Source organism: Archangium gephyra, assembly GCF_042230915.1.
GTDB lineage: Bacteria > Myxococcota > Myxococcia > Myxococcales > Myxococcaceae > Archangium > Archangium gephyra_B.
In genome coordinates, this window is the sequence record NZ_CP102578.1 from 3,037,617 (window position 1) to 3,062,998 (window position 25,382).

The 25,382-nt window shown below is 68.0% G+C and carries 21 protein-coding genes; 5 read left to right on the forward strand and 16 right to left on the reverse strand.

The window, feature by feature from the left end:
* Nucleotides 1-178: 178 nt before the first annotated feature.
* Nucleotides 179-1,327: a chromate efflux transporter gene (gene chrA / locus NR798_RS12215; RefSeq protein ID WP_375771634.1), complete on the reverse strand. Its 1,149-nt coding sequence runs from the start codon at nt 1,325-1,327 to the stop codon at nt 179-181.
* Nucleotides 1,324-1,767 (reverse strand): DoxX family protein, encoded by a 444-nt coding sequence (locus NR798_RS12220; RefSeq protein ID WP_375771635.1) that lies wholly within the window; start codon nt 1,765-1,767, stop codon nt 1,324-1,326. Before NR798_RS12220 ends, chrA begins: the two co-directional genes overlap by 4 nt.
* Nucleotides 1,768-2,004: 237 nt before the next feature.
* Here NR798_RS12220 and NR798_RS12225 point away from each other — a divergent pair, with 237 nt between their 5' ends.
* Nucleotides 2,005-4,080 (forward strand): M13 family metallopeptidase, encoded by a 2,076-nt coding sequence (locus NR798_RS12225; RefSeq protein ID WP_375771636.1) that lies wholly within the window; start codon nt 2,005-2,007, stop codon nt 4,078-4,080.
* An 80-nt stretch (nt 4,081-4,160) separates the two neighbouring features.
* Nucleotides 4,161-6,398, forward strand: coding sequence for a prolyl oligopeptidase family protein (locus NR798_RS12230; protein WP_375771637.1), 2,238 nt, complete (start codon nt 4,161-4,163; stop codon nt 6,396-6,398).
* Between the two features lie 82 nt (nt 6,399-6,480).
* On the opposite strand, the gene NR798_RS12235 is transcribed toward NR798_RS12230, so the two are convergent.
* The 4 genes from NR798_RS12235 to NR798_RS12250 form a co-directional block, all read right to left on the reverse strand.
* Entirely contained in the window at nt 6,481-7,140 is a 660-nt protein-coding gene (locus NR798_RS12235; RefSeq protein ID WP_375771638.1) for a hypothetical protein, read from the reverse strand.
* Nucleotides 7,141-7,208: 68 nt separating this feature from the next.
* The gene (gene dps / locus NR798_RS12240) at nt 7,209-7,685 is read right to left on the reverse strand and encodes a DNA starvation/stationary phase protection protein Dps (RefSeq protein ID WP_375771639.1); all 477 of its coding nucleotides are present in this window, start codon (nt 7,683-7,685) and stop codon (nt 7,209-7,211) included.
* Nucleotides 7,686-7,800: 115 nt separating this feature from the next.
* Nucleotides 7,801-8,328 (reverse strand): carboxymuconolactone decarboxylase family protein, encoded by a 528-nt coding sequence (locus NR798_RS12245; RefSeq protein ID WP_375771640.1) that lies wholly within the window; start codon nt 8,326-8,328, stop codon nt 7,801-7,803.
* 6 nt (nt 8,329-8,334) lie between these two features.
* The gene (locus NR798_RS12250; RefSeq protein WP_375771641.1) at nt 8,335-8,889 is read right to left on the reverse strand and encodes a peroxiredoxin; all 555 of its coding nucleotides are present in this window, start codon (nt 8,887-8,889) and stop codon (nt 8,335-8,337) included.
* A 225-nt stretch (nt 8,890-9,114) separates the two neighbouring features.
* On the opposite strand from NR798_RS12250, the gene NR798_RS12255 reads away from it, so the two are divergent.
* Both NR798_RS12255 and NR798_RS12260 read left to right on the forward strand, forming a co-directional pair.
* Nucleotides 9,115-10,716, forward strand: a complete 1,602-nt coding sequence (locus NR798_RS12255) for a sigma 54-interacting transcriptional regulator (protein WP_375771642.1) — start codon at nt 9,115-9,117, stop codon at nt 10,714-10,716.
* Nucleotides 10,713-11,552, forward strand: coding sequence for a DUF3014 domain-containing protein (locus NR798_RS12260; protein ID WP_375771643.1), 840 nt, complete (start codon nt 10,713-10,715; stop codon nt 11,550-11,552). Before NR798_RS12255 ends, NR798_RS12260 begins: the two co-directional genes overlap by 4 nt.
* Nucleotides 11,553-11,559: 7 nt before the next feature.
* Here NR798_RS12260 and NR798_RS12265 read toward each other — a convergent pair whose 3' ends face one another.
* The 6 genes from NR798_RS12265 to NR798_RS12290 form a co-directional block, all read right to left on the reverse strand.
* Nucleotides 11,560-12,363: a GNAT family N-acetyltransferase gene (locus NR798_RS12265; RefSeq protein ID WP_375771644.1), complete on the reverse strand. Its 804-nt coding sequence runs from the start codon at nt 12,361-12,363 to the stop codon at nt 11,560-11,562.
* A gap of 7 nt (nt 12,364-12,370) precedes the next feature.
* The gene (locus NR798_RS12270) at nt 12,371-14,818 is read right to left on the reverse strand and encodes a transglycosylase SLT domain-containing protein (RefSeq protein ID WP_375771645.1); all 2,448 of its coding nucleotides are present in this window, start codon (nt 14,816-14,818) and stop codon (nt 12,371-12,373) included.
* 226 nt (nt 14,819-15,044) lie between these two features.
* On the reverse strand, nt 15,045-15,707 hold the full coding sequence (locus NR798_RS12275) for a hypothetical protein (protein WP_375771646.1): 663 nt from the start codon (nt 15,705-15,707) through the stop codon (nt 15,045-15,047).
* A gap of 1 nt (nt 15,708) precedes the next feature.
* Nucleotides 15,709-16,410: a DUF2339 domain-containing protein gene (locus NR798_RS12280; protein WP_375771647.1), complete on the reverse strand. Its 702-nt coding sequence runs from the start codon at nt 16,408-16,410 to the stop codon at nt 15,709-15,711.
* A gap of 146 nt (nt 16,411-16,556) precedes the next feature.
* Nucleotides 16,557-17,471 carry a DUF3396 domain-containing protein gene (locus tag NR798_RS12285; RefSeq protein WP_375771648.1) on the reverse strand — a complete coding sequence of 305 codons (915 nt, stop codon included), beginning with the start codon at nt 17,469-17,471 and terminating at the stop codon, nt 16,557-16,559.
* Nucleotides 17,468-18,295 carry a hypothetical protein gene (locus tag NR798_RS12290; RefSeq protein WP_375771649.1) on the reverse strand — a complete coding sequence of 276 codons (828 nt, stop codon included), beginning with the start codon at nt 18,293-18,295 and terminating at the stop codon, nt 17,468-17,470. Before NR798_RS12290 ends, NR798_RS12285 begins: the two co-directional genes overlap by 4 nt.
* A gap of 56 nt (nt 18,296-18,351) precedes the next feature.
* Here NR798_RS12290 and NR798_RS12295 point away from each other — a divergent pair, with 56 nt between their 5' ends.
* The gene (locus NR798_RS12295) at nt 18,352-19,470 is read left to right on the forward strand and encodes an AAA family ATPase (protein WP_375773752.1); all 1,119 of its coding nucleotides are present in this window, start codon (nt 18,352-18,354) and stop codon (nt 19,468-19,470) included.
* Nucleotides 19,471-19,491: 21 nt separating this feature from the next.
* Here NR798_RS12295 and NR798_RS12300 read toward each other — a convergent pair whose 3' ends face one another.
* From NR798_RS12300 to NR798_RS12315, 4 genes are all read right to left on the reverse strand, one after another.
* On the reverse strand, nt 19,492-20,190 hold the full coding sequence (locus NR798_RS12300; RefSeq protein ID WP_375773753.1) for a sensor histidine kinase: 699 nt from the start codon (nt 20,188-20,190) through the stop codon (nt 19,492-19,494).
* Between the two features lie 6 nt (nt 20,191-20,196).
* The gene (locus NR798_RS12305; protein WP_375771650.1) at nt 20,197-21,960 is read right to left on the reverse strand and encodes a PAS domain S-box protein; all 1,764 of its coding nucleotides are present in this window, start codon (nt 21,958-21,960) and stop codon (nt 20,197-20,199) included.
* A gap of 452 nt (nt 21,961-22,412) precedes the next feature.
* Nucleotides 22,413-23,750: a cyclic GMP-AMP synthase DncV-like nucleotidyltransferase gene (locus tag NR798_RS12310; RefSeq protein WP_375771651.1), complete on the reverse strand. Its 1,338-nt coding sequence runs from the start codon at nt 23,748-23,750 to the stop codon at nt 22,413-22,415.
* A 17-nt stretch (nt 23,751-23,767) separates the two neighbouring features.
* On the reverse strand, nt 23,768-25,333 hold the full coding sequence (locus NR798_RS12315; RefSeq protein ID WP_375771652.1) for an SAVED domain-containing protein: 1,566 nt from the start codon (nt 25,331-25,333) through the stop codon (nt 23,768-23,770).
* Nucleotides 25,334-25,382: the final 49 nt, after the last annotated feature.

Consider the following 25,382-nt stretch of genomic DNA (forward strand, 5'->3'; position numbering starts at 1 on the left):
CCGCTGCCGCCGGGCGACTCTTCCGCGCCGCCTTCCGTGTAGGACGCGTTGGCTTGTCTCGCATTGACCGGCCCCCTCCCTTGGGATTGCCGAGCAGGGTCAGGTCTGCTCCTCATTTGGGGAACCGGCCCGCGGGGGCGTGGGAGTTGTTGCCGGTTCACCACATACCAACGGCTGCTCAACCCACCAGCAGCCCCACCACCGCGCCACCCAGCACGAGCCAGGCGGAGTTGACGCGGTAGCGGATGAGCAGCACGGCGCTGGCGAGCGCGAGGCCCACCGTCCACACGTCCACCAGGGCCGCGCGCCCGAGCTGCCATGTAACGGTCGCCATCAGCGCCAGGGAGGCCACGTTGACGCCATCGAGGAACGCGCCCGCCACCCAGGAGCGGCGCATGCGAGGCACCAGCGGTCCGCTCACCGCGACGAAGAAGAACGCGGGCAGGAAGATGCCCACCGTAGCCACCACCGCGCCCGAGGGCCCGCCCAGCACGTAGCCGATGAACGTCGCCGTGGTGAAGACGGGCCCGGGCGTCACCTGGCCCACCGCCACCGCGTCCAGCAGCTGCGCCTCGGTGAGCCATCCCCAGCGCTCGACGAGGTCCGCGCGCAGGAAGGCCAGCAGCACGTAGCCGCTGCCATAGAGGATGGAGCCCACCTTCAGGAAGAAGAGGAAGAGGCCGCCGAGGCTGAATCCCTTGGCCGCCGTCGCCGCCACCACCCCGCCCAGCGGCAGGCCCGGGAGGAGCGCCTTCACCGCCGGGGGCGCCGTGCCTCCGCCCCCGGGCTTCCGCGTCCCCAGCCGCCACAGCGTCACGAAACCGCCCGCGAGCACCAGCAGGAGCAGCTCGTTCACGCCCAGGAAGCCCAGCGCCACGCAGACCCCGCCCACCGCCGCCAGCAGCTTCGTCTTCGCCGCCCCTCGCGCCAGCCCCCAGATGGCCTGCAACACCACCGCGATGATGACGGGCTTCACGCCATACAGCACATGCCCCACCCGCGGCAGCTGCCCGAAGCGCGTGTACACCCAGCCAATGGCCGACACGATGAGGAATGCCGGGAGGATGAAGCACGTGCCCGCCACCACCAGGCCGCTCCAGCCCGCCCTCCGGTGGCCGATGTGGATGGCCAGCTCGGTCGAGTTCGGCCCGGGGATGAGGTTGGCGGCTCCGAGCAGATCCAGGAACTCCTCGCGCGTGAGCCACTTGCGCCGCCGGACGACCTCGTCCTCCATCATCGCGATGTGGGCCGCCGGGCCTCCGAAGGCCGTCGTCCCCAACCGCAGGAAGAGCAGCGCCAGCTCCCGCAGCGCACCCGTCTGGCTCACTTCCGCCGCTCCGCTCCCGCCGACAGCCGCGCGTCCACCGACCACGGCCCCGCTCCCACGAGCAGCAGGAAGAGGGCGCCGAGTAGCATGGAGAAGTCCGTCCTCGACTCGTGCGCCATGCTCCAGAAGCCACGGCCCAGCAGGATGGGCACCTTCGTGCTGGCGATGGCCACCAGCATGTCGATGATCAGCGGCACCGCCGCCAGCCGCGTCAACAGGCCGAGCAGCAGCAGCGTGCCCCCCAGGATCTCCACCACCCCGACGAAGGGCGCCAGCACCTCGGGCGCGGGCAGGCCGATCTTCGTGAAGCGGCCCACTCCCAGCTCCCCCGGGTAGAGGAATTTCTGGAGGCCCTCGGACAGGAAGACCGCTCCCACCATCACCCGGATGAGCAGCGTCGCGGGCGGAGCCTTGCTGGACAGAAGACGCTCGAAGCGCATCGTCACTCCCTCCTCTCCGGGCGCTCTTCGCACGGATTGTGTGTGCTGTCGCGGCTCTTTCTCGTCACGACGCTCCGTGTCGAAGGGGTCCACCGGGGGCGCGTGGACGCCTCGCGAGCGGCTCGGGCAGCATGCGCGCCACCCGAAGCGGGGGGAGTCCGGACGATCCTGGGGAATTCCCCGCCGTTCCCCGGGTTACCTCCCTTCGTCTCACCCGACACAGCACAGCGAGAACGCATGAACAGCAAGAAGCCCCTCCGCCTTTCCTGGGCTCCCACGCTTGGGGCCTGCCTCCTTCTGGGATGCACGGCCAGCTCGCGGAACACCCAGCCGGAAGTTGCCGCCATGTCCTCCAAGCCCCGCTCCCTCGGCGTCGACACGAAGAACTTCGACGCCAGCGTGCGCCCGCAGGATGACTTCTTCCGCTACGTCAACGGCACCTGGCTGAAGACGGCGGAGATCCCCGCGGACAAGGCCCGCTACGGCTCCTTCATCGAGCTGCGCGACCAGAGCGAGGCCGCCCTGCGCGTCATCATCGAGGAGGCCGCCGCCACCCAGGACAAGAAGGCCGGGACGGATCCGCAGAAGGTCGGCGATCTCTACCAGAGCTTCATGGACACGGATCGCATCGAGGCGCTCGGCCTCCAGCCGTTGCGTGGAGACCTCGAGCGCATCGCCGCGCTCCAGGACAAGCAGGGGCTGCCGGAGCTGTTCGCCACGATGCTGCACCTGGGCGTCCAGACGCCGCTCAACCTGTACGTGAACCAGGACGCGAAGCAGGCCACCCGCTACATCACCTATGTCACCCAGAGCGGGCTGGGCCTGCCGGATCGCGACTACTACTTCAAGCAGGATGCGCGCTTCGTCGAGACGCGCGCCGCCTACCTCACCTATATCGAGACGCTGCTGCGCCTCGCGGGTGAGAAGGACCCGGCCGGTGCGGCCAAGGCCATCCTCGCGCTCGAGACGTCGCTGGCGGAGAAGCACTGGGACCGCGTGCGCAACCGGGACCGCGAGGCCACCTACAACCTCAAGAGCGTGGCCGAGCTGGAGCAGCTCACGCCGGGCTTCTCCTGGTCTCGCTACCTCAAGGCCCTGGGCGCGGAGAAGACGCCTGGTGTCATCGTCCGCCAGCCGGACTACTTCCAGGCCATGGACGCTGCGCTGGCCAGCACGCCGCTGCCCGTGCTCAAGCAGTACCTCACCTTCAAGCTGCTCGACGACATGGCGCCCCTGCTCAGCTCCCCGTTCGAGCAGGCCGAGTTCGTCTTCCGCGGCAAGACGCTCCAGGGCCTCCAGGAGAACCGCCCCCGCTGGAAGCGTGGCGTGGAGGCGGTGGACTTCGCGCTGGGCGAGGTGCTCGGCAGGCTCTACGTGGAGCGCCACTTCAGCCCCCAGAGCAAGGCCCGCATGCAGGAGCTGGTGAAGAACCTGCGCGTCACCTTCGAGAATGGCATCGACCAGCTCGAGTGGATGAGCCCGGACACCAAGACCCAGGCCAAGGCGAAGCTGGCGAAGTTCAACGTGAAGATCGGCTACCCGGAGAAGTGGCGGGACTACTCCTCGCTCACCGTCAGCAAGGACGACCTGGTGGGCAACGTGAAACGCGCCACCACCTTCGATCTCCGCCGCAACCTCGACAAGCTCGGCAAGCCCATCGACCGGCTCGAGTGGGGCATGACGCCGCAGACGGTGAATGCCTACTACAGCTCGACGATGAACGAGATCGTCTTCCCGGCCGCCATCCTCCAGCCTCCCTTCTTCAATCCCGAGGCGGATGATGCCGTCAACTACGGCGCCATCGGCGGCGTCATCGGCCATGAGATCAGCCACGGCTTCGATGACCAGGGCAGCCGCTCGGACGGCGACGGCAACCTGCGCGATTGGTGGACCGCGCAGGACAAGACCGCCTTCCAGCAGCGCACCGGCATGCTGGCCGACCAGTACTCGTCCTTCACCCCGCTCGAGGGGATGAACGTCAATGGCAAGCTGACGCTGGGCGAGAACATCGGCGACCTGAGCGGCCTGACCGTGGCCTTCAAGGCCTACGTGCTGTCGCTGGGCGGCCAGGAGGCTCCGGCCATCGAGGGCTTCACCGGGGACCAGCGCTTCTTTCTCGGCTGGGCCCAGGTGTGGCGCACGCTGCACCGCGACGATGCCCTGCGGCAGATCCTCCTCACGGATCCGCACTCGCCGGGCGAGTACCGGGTGAACGGCGTGGTGCGCAACATGCCCGAGTTCTACTCCGCCTTCGGCGTGAAGGAGGGCGACGGCGCGTACCTGCCCCCCGAGAAGCGCGTAAAGGTCTGGTAGCGCTTCCGACGCGGCGAGTCATGCGGGTCATGGTGCCGTTTCGGAAATACGCCCCCGGGCTGATAGGTTCGCGCGCCACCATGAGAATCCGCGCTTTTTCCGCCGCCGCGTGCGCCCTCTGGCTCACGCACTGCAGCCATGCTCCGACGCAGCTGGAGGCCCAGGCCCCCAGCGCGTCCCAGCCCGCCGCGCCCGCCGCTTCCAGCACGGCGAGCGCTCCCTCCCTGGCCTCCTCGCGCCCGAGCTATCCCGTCGCGCGCAAGGATGCCGTGGTCGACGACTACCACGGCACCCAGGTGGCCGATCCGTACCGCTGGTTGGAGAACCCCGACTCGCCCGAGTCCCGCCAGTGGATCGAGGCCCAGAACCAGCTGGCCTTCGGCTATCTGGAGAAGATCCCCCTCCGCGCGCAGCTCAAGCAGCGGATGACCGAGCTGTGGGACTACGAGAAGTACGGCGTGCCCTGGCGCGAGGGCAACCGCTACTTCTTCAACCGCAACAACGGCCTGCAGGCCCAGTCCGTGCTCTACACGGCCGACTCGCTCGAGGCCGAGCCCCGCGTGCTGCTCGATCCGAACACGCTGTCCGCGGATGGCACGGTGGCCCTCTCGGGCCTGGAGATCACCGAGGATGGCAACCTGATGGCGTACGGCGTGGCCTCCGCCGGCAGCGACTGGAAGGAGCTGCGCGTGCGCGACGTGCGCACGGGCAAGGACCTGCCGGACGTCATCAAGTGGGTGAAGTTCTCCGGTGCCTCCTGGACGAAGGACGGCAAGGGCTTCTTCTACAGCCGCTATGACGAGCCCAAGGCCGGCGAGGCCATGAGCGGCACCAACTATTTCCAGAAGCTCTATTTCCACAAGCTGGGCACGCCGCAGGCCGAGGACGTCCTCGTCTACGAGCGCAAGGACCAGAAGGAGTGGGGCTTCGGTGGCTTCGTCAGCCATGACGGGCGCTACCTGCTCATCAACGTCTCGCACGGCACCCAGACCAAGAACCTCGTCTTCTACAAGGATCTGAAGGATCCCAAGGCCAAGGTCGTCGAGCTGCTCAAGGACTGGGAGGCGGAGTACGACTACGTCGGCAATGACGGCACGCTCTTCTGGTTCAAGACGGACCTGGAGGCGCCGCGCGGCCGCGTCGTCGCCATCGACCTGCGCAAGCCGGAGCGCAAGAACTGGAAGGAAGTCCTCCCCCAGGGCGAGGAGACGCTGTCGCACGTCAACCTCGTCAACAACCAGTTCATCGTCAGCGTGATGAAGGACGCCCACTCGCAGGTGCGGCTGTACTCGCTCGACGGCAAGCCCAAGGGCGAGCTGGCGCTGCCGGGCCTGGGCACCACCTTCGGCTTCGACGGCAAGCGCCAGGACACGGAGACCTTCTACGCCTTCTCCAGCTACACCTCGCCCACCACCATCTACCGCTATGACCTGAAGACGGGCCAGAGCCAGGTGTTCAAGGCGCCGAAGGTGAAGTTCGATCCGTCGCAGTACGAGACGACGCAGATCTTCTACACGAGCAAGGACGGCACCCGCGTCCCCATGTTCCTCAGCCACAAGAAGGGGCTGAAGCTGGATGGGACCAACCCCACGCTGCTCTACGGCTACGGCGGCTTCAACGCCGCGATGACGCCGGGCTTCAGCGTGGCCAACCTGGTGTGGATGGAGCAGGGCGGCGTCTATGCCGTAGCCAACCTGCGCGGCGGTGGTGAGTACGGCCGCGAGTGGCACGAGGCCGGCACGAAGCTGAAGAAGCAGAACGTCTTCGATGACTTCATCGCCGCGGCCGAGTGGCTGATCGCCAACAAGTACACCACCACCCAGCGCCTGGCCATCACCGGCCGCTCCAACGGGGGCCTGCTGATTGGCGCGGCGGTGACGCAGCGTCCGGAGCTGTTCGGCGTGGCCCTGCCGGGCGTGGGCGTGATGGACATGCTGCGCTTCCACAAGTTCACCATCGGCTGGGCGTGGACGAGCGACTACGGCTCCTCGGAGAACCCGGAGGAGTTCAAGGCGCTCTACGCGTACTCGCCGCTGCACAACCTGAAGCCGGGCACGCGCTACCCCGCCATGCTCGTCCACACCGCGGACCACGATGACCGCGTGGTGCCGGGCCACAGCTTCAAGTTCACCGCGGCCGCCCAGGCGGCGCAGGCCGGTGAGGCCCCGGTGCTCATCCGCATCGAGACCAAGGCGGGCCATGGTGCCGGCAAGCCCACCGGGAAGATCATCGAGGAGTACACCGACCTGTGGGCCTTCACGCTGCACCAGATGGGGCTGGGCGGCGGTCAGCCCGTCGCGGCCGACCAGGCGCGCTGAGTCCCAGGTGCTGTAGCTGAAGCGGGCGGCCGTCCGGGTGTCGTACTCCCGGGGGTCCGCCCGCTTCGTTGTCTCCGGAGCGTCAGGCGGGCTTGGGTTTGCGCAGCTCCTCCACGGCCGCGACGAGCACGGGCGTGTAGTCGGTGAAACCCTCGGGCGTCTTGCCTCCGGGGCGCAGCACCGCGCCCTTGCCGCCCACCGCGCCGACGCGCACCCCGGCAAGCTCGAAGTAGCCGCCGTGGAAGGCGTCCTGGATGAGCTGGGCCTGCTGCTCGGGGTTCATCTTCTTCCAGGGCTTCCCCGCGCGCAGCGCCTTCACGTAGTCGTAGCCCTCGCCGAAGCCCTGCGCCCACAGCGACTCGGCCACGTAGCCCAGGCCGTGGTGCTGGTACTGCCAGACATGGGTGCACTCGTGGACGAGCAGCCACGCCTTCGCCTTGTCCCCGCGCCACAGGGCGTCGTAGTCGATGGAGGGCAGGTTGAGCGTGTTGCCCAGCACGAAGGCCCGGCTGCCGTTGAGGCTCGCGATGAAGGGCGCCATCCGCACCAGCCGCACGGGCCGGTAGTCGAGCCCGTCGCCGAACACCCCGCGCAGCAGTTGCATCTCCGCGTCGCTCAGAGGGCGCTTGTCTCCGCCCGGAGCGGCCGCGTGGGCGTCCGCCGCTGCCACCGCGCGGAGGCCCGGCGCCTCCTGCTCCCGCTCCCCGGGGGGGACTGGACGGGGTGCATCCTGGCCTGACATGTCGAGGCTCCTCGCGTTGACCGCGCTCCGGAGGTTAGCCCGGCACGGCCCCGCGGGTCACCTCGCGCTCAGGACTCCAGCGAGGCGCGCAGGAACCAGGCGTGCTTCTCGAACTCGGTGATGATGCCGGTGAGCAGGTCCACCGTGTCCGTGTCCTGGTGCTGCTCGGCCACCTTGCGGCTCTCGCGCACGCCGGTCAGGTAGGACTCGATGCGGTCGGCCAGCAGCCGCACGTGCTCCAGGTCCTTCGACGTCTCCTGCGGATAGTCCGGCAGGCGGCTCGTCTTCGCCACGTGCCGGCTGGTGCCGTACGCCTTGGCGCCCAGTGTCACCGCGCGCTCGGCCACCGAGTCGTTGTGCGCCGCCAGGCTCACCGCGAACGTCTCGAAGAGCGGGTGGAGCGCCGCGAACTGCGGGCCCTTGATGTTCCAGTGCGCGACCTTGATCTGACTGTGGAGATCCAAGCCATCGGCCAGACGCTCGTTGAGCGTGGCGGAGACGGCGGTGCGCGTCTGCTCGGAGAGGGGGCTGGGGCTGCGGTACATGCGTCCGTTCCTTTCGGGTGTGTGGGAGATGGGATGCGTGGGGCCTGAAAGTGACGCGCCCCCCGGTGTTGCCACCGGAGGGCGTGTCTGATGTCAGCGTGAAGCGGAACGCCTACTACGACTCGAGGCCCACCGCCGCCGCGTGGACGACCGCGGCGATGCGGACGGCGTCGTGCACCTGGTCCTCCGAGAGGCCGCCCTCGATGACGACCTTCTCGTGGGACTGCACGCACGTCTCGCAGCCGTTGATGGCGCTCACCGCCAGGCAGACGAGCTCGAAGTCCACCTTGTTGGTGAGCACCTGCACCAGCCGATTCATCCGCAGGCCGGCCCGCTTGGTGGAGTAGGACTCCTTCCCCACCATGTGGCGGAACCGGTAGTAGACGTTGTTCATCCCCATCAGCGAGGCCGCGGCGCGCGCGTCCTCGATGACGGGCTCGGCCTTCTCGCCCAGCGCCTGACGGGCCTCGTGCAGCATGGCCTTCTTGATGAGCTCGTTGCGAGCCGCGAAGGCACACGCCACGGCCACCCCCCAGCGCTGCTCGGAGGTCAGGCTGTTGTTCTCCAGCACCGACTGGAGATTGAGGCGGGTGTCCTTGTGGGCCTCCGCCAGCTCACCGCGAACGACTTCGAGCGACGCCATGGCGTATTACCCCGCCTTCGCCAGCTTCTTGGTGAGCGTCTCCTCGCCCTTCTGCCAGTTGCAGGGGCACAGCTCGTCCGTCTGGAACGCGTCCAGCGTGCGCAGCGTCTCGCTCACGTTACGGCCCACCGACAGGTCGTTCACCGACACGTGCCGGATGATGCCCTGGGGGTCGATGATGAAGGTCGCGCGCAGCGCCACGCCCGCGTCCTTGTGCAGGATGCCCAGGCCCGCGCTCAGCTCGCGCTTGATGTCCGCCAGCATCGGGAAGGGCAGGCCCTTGAGGTCCGGGTGGTGCGTGCGCCACGCGTGGTGCACGTACTCGCTGTCGGTGCTCAGGCCGAGCACCTGCGCGTTGCGGTCCTGGAAGTCCTTGTCGCGCTTGCCGAACTCGGCGATCTCGGTCGGGCAGATGAAGGTGAAGTCCTTGGGCCAGGAGAAGAGCACCAGCCACTTGCCCTTGTAGCTGTCCTGGTTGAGGTCCTTGAACTCCTTGCCCTTCTCGAGGCTCACGACGGCGGTGAGGTTGAACGCGGGAAGCTTGTCGCCAACGGTCAGCATGTGTTTCGACTCCTTGGGGGTTGAGGCCTGCCTGCTGGCAGACCGGACAGGGTTTCTTCGCGTACTACTCGGAGCAGCGTCCGTGCCAGGGAAACTCCACCTGTGATTCCAAAGGGTTGACTCCTCCCCACTCCCCAGACGGTTCCGCCGGACCGGTGCATACCGAAATATCGGTGCCCGGCGCCACTGACATTTCGGTGGCGCTCCGGTTATCTACAAGGACGCATGGCGGATGACATCGTTTCGGTGACGCGGAGCACAGTGGGGGCGCAGGCCCGGGAGCTGGCCGAGCTGGCGGTCTCCGAGGAGGCCGTGGCGGAGCTGCTGCGCCGGGGGCTGGACTGGCTCACCCGGGTGGTGCGCTTCGACCTGGCCACGCTCTTCTTGCTGCGAGAAGGAAAGCTGGTGGCGGTGGCGGCGCGGGGGCCCCTGGCCTCGGACAAGGTGCGGCGCCACGAGCTGAAGCTGACGGACTTCCCCACGCTGCGCCAGGCGCTGGAGACACGCCGGGCGCGCGCCTTCACCCAGGAGGACCACGCGCACGGGGACGGAGACCCTTTCGACGGGGTGCTGGACTTGCCGCCCGGACACTCGTGCATGGTGGTGCCGCTGTGCGCGGGGGACAGCTGCTACGGGCTGCTGACGCTGGACCGGACGGAGTGCGAGACGTACCCGCGCGAGCTGGTGGAGCTGGTGGAGGTGTACGGGCAGATGCTCGCCACCACGCTGCAGGAGACGCAGCAGAAGAGCACCTTCGAGCGGCTGCACCGGCGGGAGCACGAGCACGCGCGGCTGCTGGAGGCGCAGCTGGGCGGGGACGAGGTGGGGGTGCTGGAGACGTCGCGGGCCCAGGCGGTGCGCGAGCTGGCACGGCGGGCGCGGCAGGTGGCGGAGACGGAGACGCCGGTGCTGCTGCTGGGCGAGACGGGCACGGGCAAGGAGCGGCTGGCGCGGGCGATACACCGCTGGAGCCCCCGGGCCGAGGCGCCCTTCGTGACGCTCAACTGCGCGGCCATCCCCGCGGGGCTGCTGGAGAGCGAGCTGTTCGGCCACGTGAAGGGGGCCTTCACCGGCGCCACGCGCGACAGGGCGGGGCGCTTCCAGATGGCGCACGGGGGCACGCTCTTCCTGGACGAGGTGGGCGAGCTGCCCGTGGAGCTGCAGGCCAAGCTGCTGCGCGCCCTGCAGGAGAAGACCTTCGAGCCGGTGGGGAGCGACCGGACGGTGCGCGCGGACGTGCGCATCCTCGCGGCCACGCACGTGGACCTGCAGCAGGCCATCGCCCAGCGGCGCTTCCGGGAGGACTTGTACTACCGGCTGAGCGTCTTCCCGCTGCGGCTGCCCCCGCTGCGCGAGCGGCTGGAGGACCTGCCGCAGCTGTGCGCGTTCCTCCTGGAGGAGCAGGCCCGGCGCACCGGACGGCGGGGGATGAAGGTGGCGGCGGAGGGGATTGCCCGCCTCTCGGCGTACGACTGGCCGGGCAATATCCGGGAGCTGGCCAACGCGCTGGAGCGCGCCACCATCCTGTCGCGCAAGGCAGAGCTGGGCGCCGAGGCGTTCGACCTGCCCATCCGCCTGCCGGGGGCGAAGGCCGCCGTGGAGGCGCCGCCGCTGGTGGAGGGCGCGGTGCCCACGCTGGAGGAGGTGCAGCGCCAGCACATCCTGCGCGTGCTGACGCTGACGCAGGGCCGCATCTACGGCCCGGGCGGCGCGGCGGCGTTGTTGGGTCTCAAACCCTCCACGCTGCAGAGCCGGATGAAGAAGCTGGGCATCACCCGGATGGAGCAGTACGTGGCAATGCCACACCCTTCCGTGGAGGAATCATGAGCGACCCGCAGCAGCCCCAGGGGGCACCCGCCGGCGCACCGAAGCCCTCTCCATCGCGCAAGCCCCTGGTGGTGGGCATGGCCGCCCTCGCCGTGGTGGGCCTGGGCCTCCTCTGGCTCGTGCTGCGCGGCAAGCCCGAGGTGCCGGCTCCCGCCACGACGCCCTCCGCGCCCGTGGCCGCGGCCCCCTCGCCCGACGCGCAGCCAGCGGCCCCGGGCACGCCCGCCGTGCCCCTGCCTCCGCTGGGCCAGAGTGATGCCCGCGTGCGCGAGCTGGTGGGCCCGCTGTCCCCCCTCCCCGAACTGGGGAAGTGGCTCGCCTCCACCGAGGACCTCGTGCGGCGCTTCGCCACGGCCGCCAGCAACGTCTCCGACGGGGAGAGCCCGCGCGCCGCGCTCTCCTTCATGGCCCCCCAGGGCACCTTCCAGGTCGTCGAGCGCGAGGGCCGCACCTTCATCGCCCCCGAGAGCTTCGCCCGCTACGACGCGGTGTCGCGCGTCTTCTCCTCGCTCGACACGCAGGCCAGCGTGCGCGCGTACCAGACGCTCAAGCCGCTCATCGACACGGCCTACAAGGAGATCAGCCGCCCCGGCCAGCGCTTCGAGCAGACGCTCGCCAACGCCATCCAGCGGCTGCTGGACACGCCGGTGCCCGAGGCCGAGCTCGAGGTGGTGGACACGCCGGGGGTGAACTACGCCTACGCCGCCCCGGAGCTGGAGCAGCTCAGCGCCGCGCAGAAGCACCTGCTGCGCCTGGGGCCGGCCAACGCCCGCGCCGTCCAGGCCAAGCTGCGCGAGCTGCAGGGCGCGCTCGCGCTGCCTCGCGCCAGCCGCTGACACCGGCTCACCGGCCCTGGGGCGCCGCCATGTAGAAGTGGAAGCGCGTCACGGGCCGGTAGCCCATGCGGCGGTACACGGGCAGGCCCGCTGGGGTGGCGTGCAGCACCGTGCGCTCAATCCCCCACGCCCGCTCCGCCTCGGTGAGCGCGTGGCGCATGACGGCCTCGGCACAGCCGAGCTGCCGGTGCGCGGGCAGGGTGGCCACCATCGAGACATAGGCCACGTTGTCCACCCGGATGACGGCCGCGCTGCTGGCGGCTTCTCCCTGGCGGTAGCCGACGTAGCCCTTGCCGTCCCCCGTGAAGAGGCCCGGTACGTCGAAGGCCTCGCGGCCCGTGGCGAGGGGCATGTCGTAGCAGCGCGAGTTGACGTCGGCGAGGTCGCGGCGTCCCTGGGCGTCCGCCGTCTGGCGCACCTCCAGCACCGGCGGGGGCCGCAGGGCGGGGGCGAGGCGCTCGGCCACCATGCCGGTGGCCACCATCGACAGCTTCAACCCGTGGGGGGCGAACAGCTCCCCGGCCCTGTCCCGCAGCCGGGGCGGCACCTGGTCCTCACAGAAGGCGAGCATCCACCCCCGCCCCTGGGGAGCCAGGTGCCGGGCGGCGGTGGCGGCCGCCCGCTTCAGCGCCTCCTCCGTCTCCACCGCAGCGGGGAGGAAGGCCGCGTTCATCATCGACCACGAGACGTTGCTCGACGCGATGCTCACCTCGGGCAGGTCGAGCACTTCTCCGGCGAGGCTGCTCCTGGCGAAGAAGCGCCAGGAGCCGTACAGCTGGGTGTTGGATTCGTGGATCTCGTCGTGGGACATGCCGGGCTCAGCGAGAGCCCGCATTATTGGAGCCGCGCTCCCCGAAGGCCAGCGTGGTCATCTTGTCCGAGGCGTAGAGCAGCTGGTAGGCCGAGGCGCTGCCCAGCACGCGCTTGACGTAGTGGCGCGTCTCTTCCACGGGAATCTGCTCCACCCACTCGTCCAGCTCGGCGCCGGGGAAGCGGGACAGCCAGCGGTCCACCGCGCCGGGGCCGGCGTTGTAGCTGGCCACCGCGTAGGCCGGGTTGCCGGCGAAGCGCCGCTGCAGGCTGCCCAGGTACGCCGAGCCCAGGCGGATGTTCTCCCGGGGCTCGAGCAGCGCGGAGGGCGTGGCCAGCGGCACGTTGAGCTGGCGCGCCACCGCGAAGGCCGTGGCCGGCATGAGCTGGGCCAGCCCCAGCGCGCCCGTGGGCGAGCGGGCGTTGGGGTTGAAGGCGCTCTCCTCGCGGATGAGGGCCTGCATCAGGTCCGGGTTCACCCGCGCCGCCCGGCTGTGCTGCACCACCAGGTTGCGGAAGGCGTGCGGATAGGCCGCCGAGTAGATGAGGCGCGTCTCGGCCTCGGTGGGCGCGGCCAGTCCCTCGCGGCGCAGGGCCCACGCGATGGAGCGCGCATGGCCCTTGAAGCCGGAGGCGTGGAGGATGTGGAAGAGCAGCCGGATGGACTCCTCGCTGCGGCCCTTGCGGTCCACCGCCAGCAGCTCCGAGGCCGCCTCGCGGTGCTCCAGCTTCATCAGCTCGATGCCGGTGACGAAGTGCGGATCCTCCGCGAGGTTGCCCGCGTCCAGGGGCCAGACGGCCATGGGGCTGCCGGGGCTGCGCAGCCGCTCGCTGACGGCCCGGGCCCGCTCCGGAGCCTCCACCGCCAGGCGCGAGCGCGCCATCAGCCCGTACCACGTGGCCGCCCCCTCGGCCGCCACGCGCTCCATCAGCGCATTGGCCTCCTCGGCGCGGCCCAGCGTGCGCAGCGTGCGCGAGCGCCAGTAGCGGGCGCGCTGCACCGACTCGTGCGTGGAGCCCTTGCCCTTGAGCTCCTCGATGCGGGAGAGGGCCTCGAGCGCCGCGTCCTGCTGGCCCTCGGCGCGGTACACCCAGAAGCGCTGGAAGAGGGCCTCGGCCGCGAAGTTGCCGTCCGGGTGGTGGGAGATGAGCTGATCCAACGCGGCCATGGCCGCCGCCTTGTTGCCGCGCTCCAGCGCCTTGTGCGCCGCGTAGAAGAGCGCGTCATCCGCGTACGGGTGCCGCGGGTAGTCCTGCGCGAGCTTCAGGTAGGTGGGGATGGAGCTGTCCGGCTCCACCACCGACTCCGAGTAGCCCAGCACGTAGAGGGCGCGCGGGCGCAGCGCCTCGTCCTGGCACTGCTCGACGACGGGCCGCAGCGCGCGGATGGCCAGCGAGTGCTTGCGCTCCTTGCGCAGGGCCGTGCCGTAGGCGAAGTGCGCGCGGCAGGCGAGCGCGTCCGGCAGCTCCATCTTCGGGAGCATCCGCTCCAGCATGTCCAGTGCCTCACGGTTGTGGTGCAGGGAGAGCAGCGTCTCCGCGCGCGCCACCTTCCACTTGGGCACGTAGGGCAAGTCACGCAGGCCCTTGATGGCCGCGGGCACCTGCTTGGAGAAGGGGTGGAGCGCCCAGACGGCCAGGTGCGCGCGGTGCTCGCCGTTGTAGTCGGCCTGGTAGCGCGCCAGCCGGGCGATGGTCAGCCACGCCTCGGCCTGCCGGGGGTTGTTCGGCTTGGGCGAGTCCGTCTGGACGATGGGCGTGAGCGCCGCCACCGCCCCCGCGTAGTCCCGCTTCTTCTTCTCGAGGATGGCGGCCATGCCGAAGCGCGCATCCTCATAGCGCCGCGCGCCCGGGGACACGGCGCCGTAGTGCTGCACGGCCTCCGCCCACTTGCGCATCCGCTCATAGGCCTTCGCGGCCTCGAAGTGACAGTAGTCGCGCAGGGGCGGGTGGCTCTCCGCCAGGGCCGCCAGCTCCTCGGCCCCCGTGGCCCACTGGCCCATGCGCAGCGCGCTCATCGCCCGGAGGTAGCGCACCGGCGGCGTCGCCTCCTCCGTCTCCAGCAGCTGGCGCGCGGTGCGGTAGCGGCCCCCGTCATAGGCGTCCTTCGCCTTCGCCAGCACGCCCTCGGCGAAGTAGGACTTGAGATCCGCCAGCTCGAACTTGCGCACCCAGCGGCGCTCACCGGGCGCCACGGGCTCGGTGGGTCCGATGGTGAACTCGGGCTCCGCCTCCTCGTTCTCGCTGTCCAGCGAGGAGGGAAGCTGATGCTTGGAGGAAGCGCTCTCGGCGAGATTGGAGATGTCTCCAGCCGGAGGCGGTTGCTGCTGTGGCTGCTGCTGCTGGGCCTCGGCCCGGGCGGCGGGCGCCACCCAGAGGGCCGCCACGAGCGGCCAGCTCAACAGCCGGTTCGTGTACCGCAGGAGGCCTCGGAGCGTCGCGTGTTCCAGTCCCACACCCATTCCCCTTGTTCGAGGCACGCACCGCGCGTGAGGACCAGGAAATAGGAATGGTGCAATGGGACCGGGAGTGTGGGAGCACGGCGCCTTGCTAGCCTGCGTTGTCTCGTGCACGGCACACATGCACGCCAGGGAGCAGGCGGGCGAGCTACGCGACAACCCGTGCGCGTCACTCGCCCGCTCTCAAAACCTGGGAGTGGTGCTTCTCACCGCGCGTGAGCGCTCACGGCCGGCGCAGTGTCACCTCGGAGGCGTTGGCGCTCTCGGGCCAGCGGGAGAGGTGGGCTGTGCGCCCCGGCGCGTCGCACAGCTCCAGCCGCCGGCCCCCCGGGTGGAGGAAGTAGAGCGAGCCCGGTGCACGGAAGGACCCGGGCATGGCCGCGTCCTCCGAGGGCTTCAGCAGGCGGCCCACGCGCCACGTGCGCACGACCGGCTTCTCGCGCAAGTGGTGGTGCACGGACACCACCACCTGCTCCACTCCCTCCATCGTCCACTCCAGTGCCAGTTGCGTCCCCGCGAGCCGCTTCTCGTCGAGCAGCGGGAAGGCGCGGCCGCCCGCGTACGCCACGGCGTCCACCTTCGCGCCGCGCAGGTCCCCGAGGAAGCCGAGCTCCAGCCGGCGTCCGTCGCGGGGTACCCGGAAGGCGTAGGCCATGCGGCCGGGGCGCTCCGAGTCCGCGCCGGTATAGGCGGAGGCGTCCTGCTCGAAGAGGAGCGCGGGCTCGCCGGAGCGGAACCAGTCCACGTCCGCCGGGGCGGCGAGGGCCGGGGCCTCCTCGGGCAGCACCACGCGCTTCCACCCCGCCGTCTGGTCCGAGGGGACGAAGCAGCGGCCCCCGGGAGTGCCCGCGGCGAGCATCATCACGAGTGCGGCGAGGGGGTGCATGTCACACGCTCCGGGCCGTGCGGGGGACGGAGAGCCACGCGCCACCGAGCATCAGCGCGCCCGCGCCGGCGAGGCCCGCGACGCGCAACGTGCCGCTCAGGTGCGTGGTGTCATAGGCGAGCGCCTTGCCCAGGGCCACGGCGATGAAGGCGAAGCCCACGTCGCGGATGACGCTCTCGTCGCGCAGGCGGCCGTACACCACGAGGCCCACGCCCGCGGCGAGCCAGCCCAGGGTGAGCACCAGGCGGCGGCCGAGATCATCGGCGGCGAAGCCCAGGGTGAAGAAGTGGAAATAGAAGGCCCACGAGGCGGCGATCACCGCGGCCGTCAGCCCGTACCAGAGGAGGCAGGCCTGCAGCTTGTCCTCGCGCGCCTCGGTGCGGCGCCAGGTGCGCGCCACGGTGACGGCCGAGGCGAGGACGGTGAGGCCCAGGCCCGCGAGCAGGAGCCCGGACTTCGTCGCCGCGTACCAGAGGCCGCCCATGAGGCCGGTGAGGAGCAGGGCGATGGGGCCCACGAGCGGGCGATGACGGGGCACCTCGGCGAGGGCCACCGCGGAGGCGAGCACCGCGGCCACCGCGAGCAGCAGCTCGTGCGGCACCTGCAAGTCCCTCCAGAGGAAGACGCCCGCCAGCGCCATCATCCCCGCGCCCGCCACGGCCAGCACCCGCACATCCCACTTCGTCGACATCGTTGCGTTCATGGATTCGGACCCTCCGGGCGAGGGTCCATTGCACCGCGCGCGCCAACCGTGGCGCCATGCGTCATGCAGAGGGAAGGGCGGGGCTCGGTGTGTGTAGGCTGTGCAACGGCGCGCACAGGCCCGGGGCGACAGTGTGCAGCGCGCCGTCAGTCGAGGAAGCGGCGCTGCCAGCGGCGCATGTCCTCTTCGCTGAAGCCGTCCAGGATGCAGGGGCTCATGTACAGCCAGGGCTCCAGGACACGTGCCAGCTCTCGCCAGGCGGGCAGCGTGTGGCCCTGCTCCGTGTCGCCCGCCTCCGGCCATTTCCCCAGCGTCACCACCACCCGCTCTCCGTCGAGCTCCTGCACGGTGGTGCCAGGCGACTGCAGGCGTGTGCGCAGGCCGGCGGCGCCCCCCAGATCCCCCAACACGGGTGGGCCCAGGAAGTTCAGCCAGTGCACCCCGTCCAGCCGCGTACCAATCGAACTGGCCGAGGAGCGCGCTCCTGGGATGTCCATGCCGGGGTAGCGGAAGGCCAGGTCCCGGATGCGGCGGGTGGCACCGAGGATGGTGTCCGGGAAGTGGAAGCAGAGCCCCGCGTGGCCGGAGTTGAAGGGCAGCACCGCTGCCAGTTCCAGCGCCAGTTCCCTCACGCGCCCCGGTCCATGCTCCTCCAGGTATTCCGTGGGGAGAAAGAAGGACACCTGGCTCGCGGGGTCCTCATCCTCTTCGTAGATCTCAAGCAGGAGGCCGTTGTAGTTGAACTCGTAGCCCAGGGTTTCACTGTCTGACTGGCACAACCAGGGATAGGCAGCGGGTTCCTCGAGCATGTGCTGCCGGATGTAGGCCCAGCCCTTCTCATCGAGCTCATCCCAGGTCTCGTTGTAGGGGTGGGCGTAACTGGTGAGCGCCTGGGGTCCCACCGCACGGCGGTATACGTCCAGGGCGTTCAGCACCTGGTGCACGACCTCCTGGTGGGAGCGCTTCATGTAGAAGGTGATGCTCACGCTTTCCCGGATGCAGAGGATCTGTTGCTTCCCAACGCTCCTGTCGATTCGTACACGCGGGTAGTGGTCGCTCATCGCTGGACTCCACCAGGAGTGACGGGACGGGGCTCGCCCTTTCCTCCAAGAAGCGCCTTCTTGTACATCTCCCCTTGATCCCTCGGAAAATGGGGGTGGCCTTTGGTGTATGGCCTCCAAGAAGGCTTCTTGTCGGAAGGGCAGGGGAACTTGAAGTCGTAGACGTGTTGGACCTGGTTCGGATTGCGCGAGGCGTGAAGGACGAGGTCGGGCACCAGCGAGCCCCAGAGTTGGCTCCTCAGCCCGAGCTTCAGCCACTCCGCCACCTGCGCGGGGTCAATCCATCGCCACACTCCCGTGGAGGAGTCCTTCTGGTAGGTGGGTTCCACGCTGACGTTCTCCGAGAAGCGTTCCGCGAACGCAGCCCGTGCGCAGTCGAGTGCCAGCTTGTGCTTCCGGGCCCCGAGGTCCATGGCTCGTGTCACCTCCGTGTTGCCCTCCCGACGGACCACCTGGCGGCACTGCTCCGCAGTGGGCTCCTGTCCCTGTAGATCCTCATCCACCTTGTTGACCTGTTCATTCGCGGCCTGGGCGCACTGGACCAGGGTCTGCTCGACGAACTGGATATCCGCCTCCTGTAGAATCATCGCCACGGTGGTGGCGGTCTGGGCAGCGTCCACGGCACGAGACACCCAGGGGATGACGGCCTCCTCGCCCGGCCTCGTGATGTAGCAGGCGGGGTTGCGCAGGCAGCCGTTCGTCGCCGAGTCCGCTGTCTGCGCGTACTGGGCCGGTCCGTAGGGGTTCACTCCGGCGCATCCCGCCAGCAGCACGAGCGCAACCAGGCCTCTCGACAGAGGTGGGGCAATGCACCGGGTGGACATGTCGCGCTCTCTCCTGTGTTGACGGCGGTGAAGTCCCCATGAGACCAGAGTTCACCATGCCCATCACCCAGCTCGAGGTCTCCGGGTACCGCTCGGTGCGGCAGCTCGTGCTCCCCGTGGGGCCGCTCACCGTCATCGTGGGGCCCAACGGCAGCGGGAAGACGAACCTCTACCGCTCGCTCTACCTGCTGGCCGCCGCGGCCGATGGACGGCTGTCCCATGCGCTCGCGGAGGAGGGCGGGGTGCCCAGCGTGCTGTGGGCGGGCTCGCGCGACAACAAGAAGCCCGTGCGCATGACGGTGGGCGTCACCCTGGATGACCTCGCCTACGAGCTGAGCCTCGGCCCCGTGCCGCCCGCCTCGGGCAAGGACGGAGAGTCCCCGAGCCTCTTCAACCTGGACCCCGAGGTGAAGGAGGAATACCTCTGGACGGTGGAGGCCCGGCGGCGCGCGGTGTTGATGGAGCGCAAGGACCGCACCGCCTTCCTGCGCGACTCGGAGGGCAACCGCACCACCTTCCCCATGCAGCTGTGGGCCGGCGAGTCGGTGATGGCCCAGCTCTCCGAGCCGCACCGCTTCCCGCGCCTCGCCGAGCTGCAGCGCGCGCTGCGCATGTGGCGCTTCTACCACCACTTCCGGACGGACCCGGAGGCGCCCCAGCGCTCGCCCCAGGTGGGCGTGCGCACGCCCGTGCTGGCGCATGACGGCAGGGACCTCGCCGCCGCGCTGCAGACCATCATCGAGATTGGAGACGAGGAGGGGCTGGAGCGGGCCCTCGAGGATGCCTTCCCGGGCTCGCGGGTGGAGATCCAGGCGCCGCAGGGCCGCTTCAGTCTCTTCCTCCACCAGCCCGGGCTGCGGCGCCCGCTGGCGGCTCGCGAGCTGTCGGACGGCACGCTGCGCTACCTGTGCCTGCTGGCGGCGCTGCTCAGCCCGAGGCCCCCCGCCTTCCTCGCGCTCAACGAGCCGGAGACGAGCCTGCACCCGGATCTGCTCGAGCCCCTGGGACGGCTCATCGTGGACGCCTCCATGCACAGCCAGGTCTGGGTGACGACGCACGCGGAGCCCCTGGCCCAGGCCATCGCGAAGCGCTCGCACGTGGAGCCGGTGCGGTTGGCTAAGGAGCTCGGTGCCACGGTGGTGGAGGGCGGCAGCAGGGCGCCGGAGGACGCATAGGCTCCCCGCGAGGCGGTTCCTTCAGTGCATGTTCTTGCCTGCGGGGCCCGTGTCCTCGTTGCCGCCCTTGCCCCGGGCCCGCTCCGTCCTCGGCAGCGTGAAGTAGAACGTGGCGCCCTCTCCCGGGGTGCTCTCCACCCAGATGCGCCCCCCGTGCGCCTCGACGATGCCCTTGGCGATCGCCAGCCCCAGCCCCGCCCCCGTGCTCCGGGTGTGCTCGGCCTGCCAGTAGGCGTCGAAGAGGTGCGGGAGATCCGCCTCCTTCACCCCCGGCCCGGTGTCCTTCACGCAGAACCGGGCCTCCTCGTCACACCCCTCGACGAAGACGCTCACCGTGCCCCCGGCGGGCGTGAACTTGAGCGCGTTGCCCACCAAGTTGGAGAACACCTGGAAGATGCGTCCCCGGTCCACGCGCAACCGGCAGTCGCGCGGCGTCAGGTCCACCACCAGGTGGATGGAGCGCTCGTGCGCGATGGGCTCGAACGCATCGGAGACCTCCTCCAGCAGGACGTCCAGCGGCGTCTCCTGGGGCGAGATGGCGAGCCCCTCGGCCTCGATGCGGGCGGCATCCAGCAGGTCGGAGATCAGCCGGCTCATGCGCTCCACCGAGCGTCCGATGATGTCCGCGTTCCGGTGGACCACCGCGGCCTTCTCCCCGAGATCCTGGGTCCGTTTCAGCAGCCCGGCGGCGCCGCCGATGGCCGTGAGCGGGTTGCGCAGGTCGTGCTACACCACCGCGACGATGTGATCCCTCAGCCGCACCGCGCGCTCGGTCTCCCGGTACAACCGGGTGTTGTCGATGGACATCGCCACCCGGCGGCCCACGTCTTCGGCGAAGGCGCCGAAGTCCGCGTCGTACTGGCGCAGCCCGCTGGAGGAGACGAGCGTCAGGGCTCCCACCATGTGCCCGCGCGCCACCAGCGGGACCGATACGTACTTCTCGAAGCCGAGCTCCCGCAGCCGCTCCAGGTGCCGCTCGTCCCGGGCGAACGACGCCAGCATCGACGTGTCCACCTGGCTCACGAGGACGGACTGGCTGGTGCGCATCACCTTGCGCGGGCCACCGGCCAGCTCCAGGAAGTCGGGGTACTGCCCTTCCAGCGCCTCGAGCAGCCGCTGCTTCTCCTCGGACTCGTGGTGCAGCACGCACACCCGCAGGCTCCGCCCCGGCTCCAGGGTGTGGATGACACACCACGAGGCGAACGTTGGCACGATGAGGTGCGCGAGCTTGCGCAGGTTGTCGTCCGCGTCCAACGACGCCGAGAGCACCGCTCCCATGGTGGCGAGGAACTTCTGCTGCTCCTCGACGCGCTTGCGCTCGGTGAGGTCCTTGAGGATCTTCGCGAAGCCCTGGAGGTTCCCCTCCTCGTCGTACATGGCGGTGATGGTGAGCGAGGCCCAGAACGGCGAGCCATCTTTCCTGCAACGCCACCACTCGTCCGTGGCGGAGCCACACAGCCGCGCCTTCTGCAGGTTGTGCTCGGGGCGGCCGGCCTTCGCGTCCTCCGGCATGTAGAGCCGCCGGAAGTGCTGGCCGATGATCTCCTCGGCCTTGTAGCCCTTGATCCGCTCGGCGCCCTCGTTCCAGCTCGAGACGTGCCCCTCCGCGTCGAGCATGAAGAGGGCGTAGTCCTTCACGCTGTTGACCATCATCCGGAAGCTGGTCTGGCTCTCCTCGAGCGCTTCCTCGGCCTTCCGGGTGGCGGTGACGTCCCGGAAGACCGTGACGAAGCCCTGGGGGCTGGGCGTGATGCTCACCCGCAGCCGGAGGCCGAGCGCGGGGAAGTGCTCCTCGAACTCCACGGTCTGGTTGCGCTCCATCGCGTCGATCTGCCCCTTGAACAGCCGGGAGCTGCCGAGCGTGGGGGGATCGTCCCAGAGCGATCGGCCCTGGAGCATCCGGAGGACCCTCTCGGAGTCGCCGTAGAGGACACGCAGCGCCGGGGTGTTCACGTAGACGATGCGCCACTGCCGGTCCACGATGAGGATTCCATCCTGCAGCCCATCCACCACCGCACGCAGGCTGCCGGTCACCGGGGGCAGCTCGGCCTGGAGACGCAGGTGCTCGAGGCGGACGAACTCGACGCTCGAGGTGCTCGCGCTCTCGTCGAGCGCGGCCAGCAGCCGCCGCAGGTCCGGCCCCGTCAGGGGCTCTTCTCGCTGGAGGACGCCGAGCATCACCTCCCGCAGCAGGCTGTACTCGAGGAGGAGCTGCTCCAGGGAGAACCCGCCGAGCTTCGCGCGCTGCTCGCCATGCTCCTTGCCCAACTCCCGGAGCTTCTGCTGTGCGCAGTCCTCTCCGGCCATCCACGCGGCGTAGTGCAGGAGGCACTCCGGGAGGGAGTTGATGATGAGGCTGGCCGGCTTGTCCTTCGCGGCGGGCACGCGGGCGCGGACAGCCGCCAGCCAGTCCTGGCAGATGCTGTCGCGCGAGCGTCTGATTCGTGCCGGGGTGGCCTGGGAGGGGCCGGTGGCGCGAATGTCGTCCATGGTCACAAGCTGGGTGGGGTGGGGTGGGGTGGCGGTGGAAGGGAGGGCAGTCCGCCGGACAAGCCCCCGCCAGCCAGATGGGTGAGGCCTGGGGCATAAACAGTTGAGACAACGACTCGCCTTATCGGCGGACGCCCTTGCCAAAGAAGCGACTGCTACACTTATTGTGGCTAGGACGGGCGCTCACCAAGCTTGCACGGCCTGTCCGGTGTGCAGGGACGACGTCCGGGCGGCAGTGCATTCAGGTGCGCGTCCAAATGCAAGTGGCTGGTGAGGTCGCAACTACCTGGCAGCCAATCCTGCGCGCTCCGCCCTCCGTAGGTGGAATCGGCGTAGGCGTGGATGTCGCTCGGGGCAGTTGCGGCACAAGCGCTTCAGCAACTCAAGGCTCGACTCGGCACGAACTTTCGTGGACGGTCCACTGTGGCTCTTTTATGCCGCCCGTACGTTATTTATCGTTGACCTACGCGTACGCGACGAACACCACGAGCAATAACTACACCTTTGCGAACAGCCTCACAACACATCGTGTGCACGCCCTTGTATGCAGTTTGTAACCAATAGTCACCTTGAACAAGTTTAACATGACGTTCCTGGCCTGATGCTCGTGCCTCATCGCCGGTATTCCTTACAGTCCAGCGCAACTCACACCCACGAACAAGCTCACTATCTTTATCTTTGGGGCGGAATCGGAGCCACTTTCCCTTCGAGAGTGGCTCAACAGGGCCGTTGTAGTTTCGCTGAACTGTCCCTTCTTTTTCGTTGGAAATACCGATCTCAAAATCCAGCCGGGCGACTTCTTTTTCCGAATCAGGTATTGGATCGCTATCGACATCAGCCTTGAGGTCCCCCCAGAATGAATGGCGAAACACCCAGTTCCATGCAGCCAGAGCATCTTTTTCGGTGCAGTCTGGGTCATGGAGTATTTCCAGTTCCTCAAGGGCGAGTTCAATCTTCTCCCGGAACCGACGAACCTGTGCGGCAATTTCCTGCTTTGCAGTAAGAGACGTGCCCGAGTTCACAGGATTTCGAACATCGGTGCTGGAATGAATCCGCTTCTTCATGGCAACAAGCGTTTCATAAAAAGCGACATCGTCACGCAGGGAATTCTTCCGGTAAACATCAACAACAAGCGCCGTGATGATCATGCCCCCGGGGAGATTGCCCTTCCACACTTCGCGTGAGCGCGCGAATGCTTTGACGAGGCGAACAATGCGACGCAACTGGTCTGGTTCCACCTCAGTATTTGGCCCTGAGGGGCTTAGCGCTTTTACTCGCTTAGTGAACCATTCTGTCACTTCTTCCGGATTCCGTTGGTTCCATGCAGGCCCAGCATGCTCTAGTACAGGGCTTCCCAGCCAATTCTTGCTCCGCCTATAAATTGCAAGGTCCACATGATGGCCTTCCGCGTACCAGACGGTTACAGCATTGGTGCGTGGCTCTGGCGGACGTAAAAACCCACCACCAATCTCGTTCAACGCATCTGCAATTCTTTTGCGCGCTTCGAGGGCAGTTGTTGGCAAATCATCCTTTTCAAAAATGACTGCGACGTCGATGTCGTAGTCGTTCTTGCTTTGCTGATTCAGCGTATGCATTGCATAGCTGCCCTGATCACGCTTGTCGACAAATGTGCCGTAGCTTTGCCTCCGGACTTGACCGAGTTTCTCAAGTCCTTCCTTTAGCCTCCGCAAACACGCGTCTCGATTTTCCGCCAAGCGTTGCCTCCGCTGTTGACCCAGTCGAACATGAACTTCATAGAATTTTTTCAAGTGTCCGTTGACGTTGTACATAGACCCCATCCCACTTCCTATTCGATCGACCGTGAGTTCAAAATGGCCACTGCTGGCTCACCTACCTCGGCAGCGTACAAGTCGAGGCTCCAGTTGTACCGAGGCCGCGGACGTATCACGAAGTTGTAGACCACAGCCGAAGGCATAGTGCCGAAACTCAGGACCCGCCCCAGAAGGAACGCAACGCTGACAGGGACTGCTGCAAAGACATGCAGTTGCTCATATCCCTTCCCCGTGATGTGCTGTTCCAGCGCGCGCTGCACCTCTCCTGCAATGACTCGGGCGGCCTCTTCGGACTGAATGAGCCCAAGCCCGGGTGTGCCGACGCGGACGTGCACGTCGCATCCAACTGGGCCAGGCACGAGGCAGTGCGCTTCATCCACCTCTGCAGACACCGAGACTCGCAGTCGAGCCTGCGTACCCTTCATAGTTTGGGCCTCAACGCGAGCCCCCGGTGGGTCCACGGGCGCAAGCCACTCGAATCGGTCGGTTCTCCGGTCGTGCTCCAGGAGGTGGACTTCGTACTGGGTGCCGACGATATAGCCGACGAGTACTGCCAGCGGCACATGCGGGAAACCCAGGTAGACAACTGCAGCATCTGGATGCTCTTGCAGTGCCTTACGCAAGGGCCCAATTCGCTCGGCCACCTGTGCCACTGTGCGCTCGATGTCCTCCTTCTTGATGGAACCTCCGAGTTCCGAACTCACCTCAACAGTCGTACGCTGCAGGTCACGCAACCCCACCGGAAGGTTGATTGCCCCTGGTGCACGGGAAACCCGCTTTAACGTCTCGTGGATGAGCAGCAGCACTCTGTGAGGTCCAGGGCGCTCATGCCTCGCCACTAAGGATGCCAGCAGGCCCTCGATAGCCTCACGACGCCAGAGTGTTTTGGTCTTGGAAACTGTTGACACAAGTTCCCGAGCGACCTCCACAAGGTGTGGCGTCATACGTCCACCTGAGACGGGAAGGACAGTCAGGTGGGCTGCTATGTTTTGGAACAATTCCTCGTCTTGGTCGACGTCGATAATGTCGGTTCGTGGAAACAGGTACTCTCTGATGAAGCCTTCGTAAGAGGCAAGCTCATGCTTCGACAGGATGTCGAGCCAGTGCTGATTGGTGGCGTCTCGCACAGCCTGGAGCTGCTCTTCCATGCTGCTGCCACGGAGACGTGCGAGCGCGTCGAATACAGAGCGAACCCCATCGCTCGGGTGGCGAGCAGCAAGCTCAAACCCCTCGTACTGCTTACCAGTAATGAGGGGTCCCAGTCGCTCAATACCAGTCTTGAGGATCGTGCCGAGATCGCTAGGACCGAGGCCCCCACCCTTAACCTGAATAGTCCGAACTCGACGGACTCCTTCCACGAGCCGGTGAACGTCTGTGTCATCTATGCCCTCTGGCTGCAGGGCATAGAAGTAAGGGTCCTTGAGCAAGTGCGGCAGTCTTTGCGCAACGTACCGATCCTGCAGGTTGAAGCCTTGGCGGGCGATAAGGCCCCCCATCGCATCGGGGGCCAACAAGGAGAGGGTCTTAGGTGTATTCGTCTGCCCTCCCTTCTTCGCCTTTCGATTATTACCCTTGCTCATGTGGGGCTCCTGTTGTGGCTGCATCCGAGCGCAGGATCAAATAAGCCAG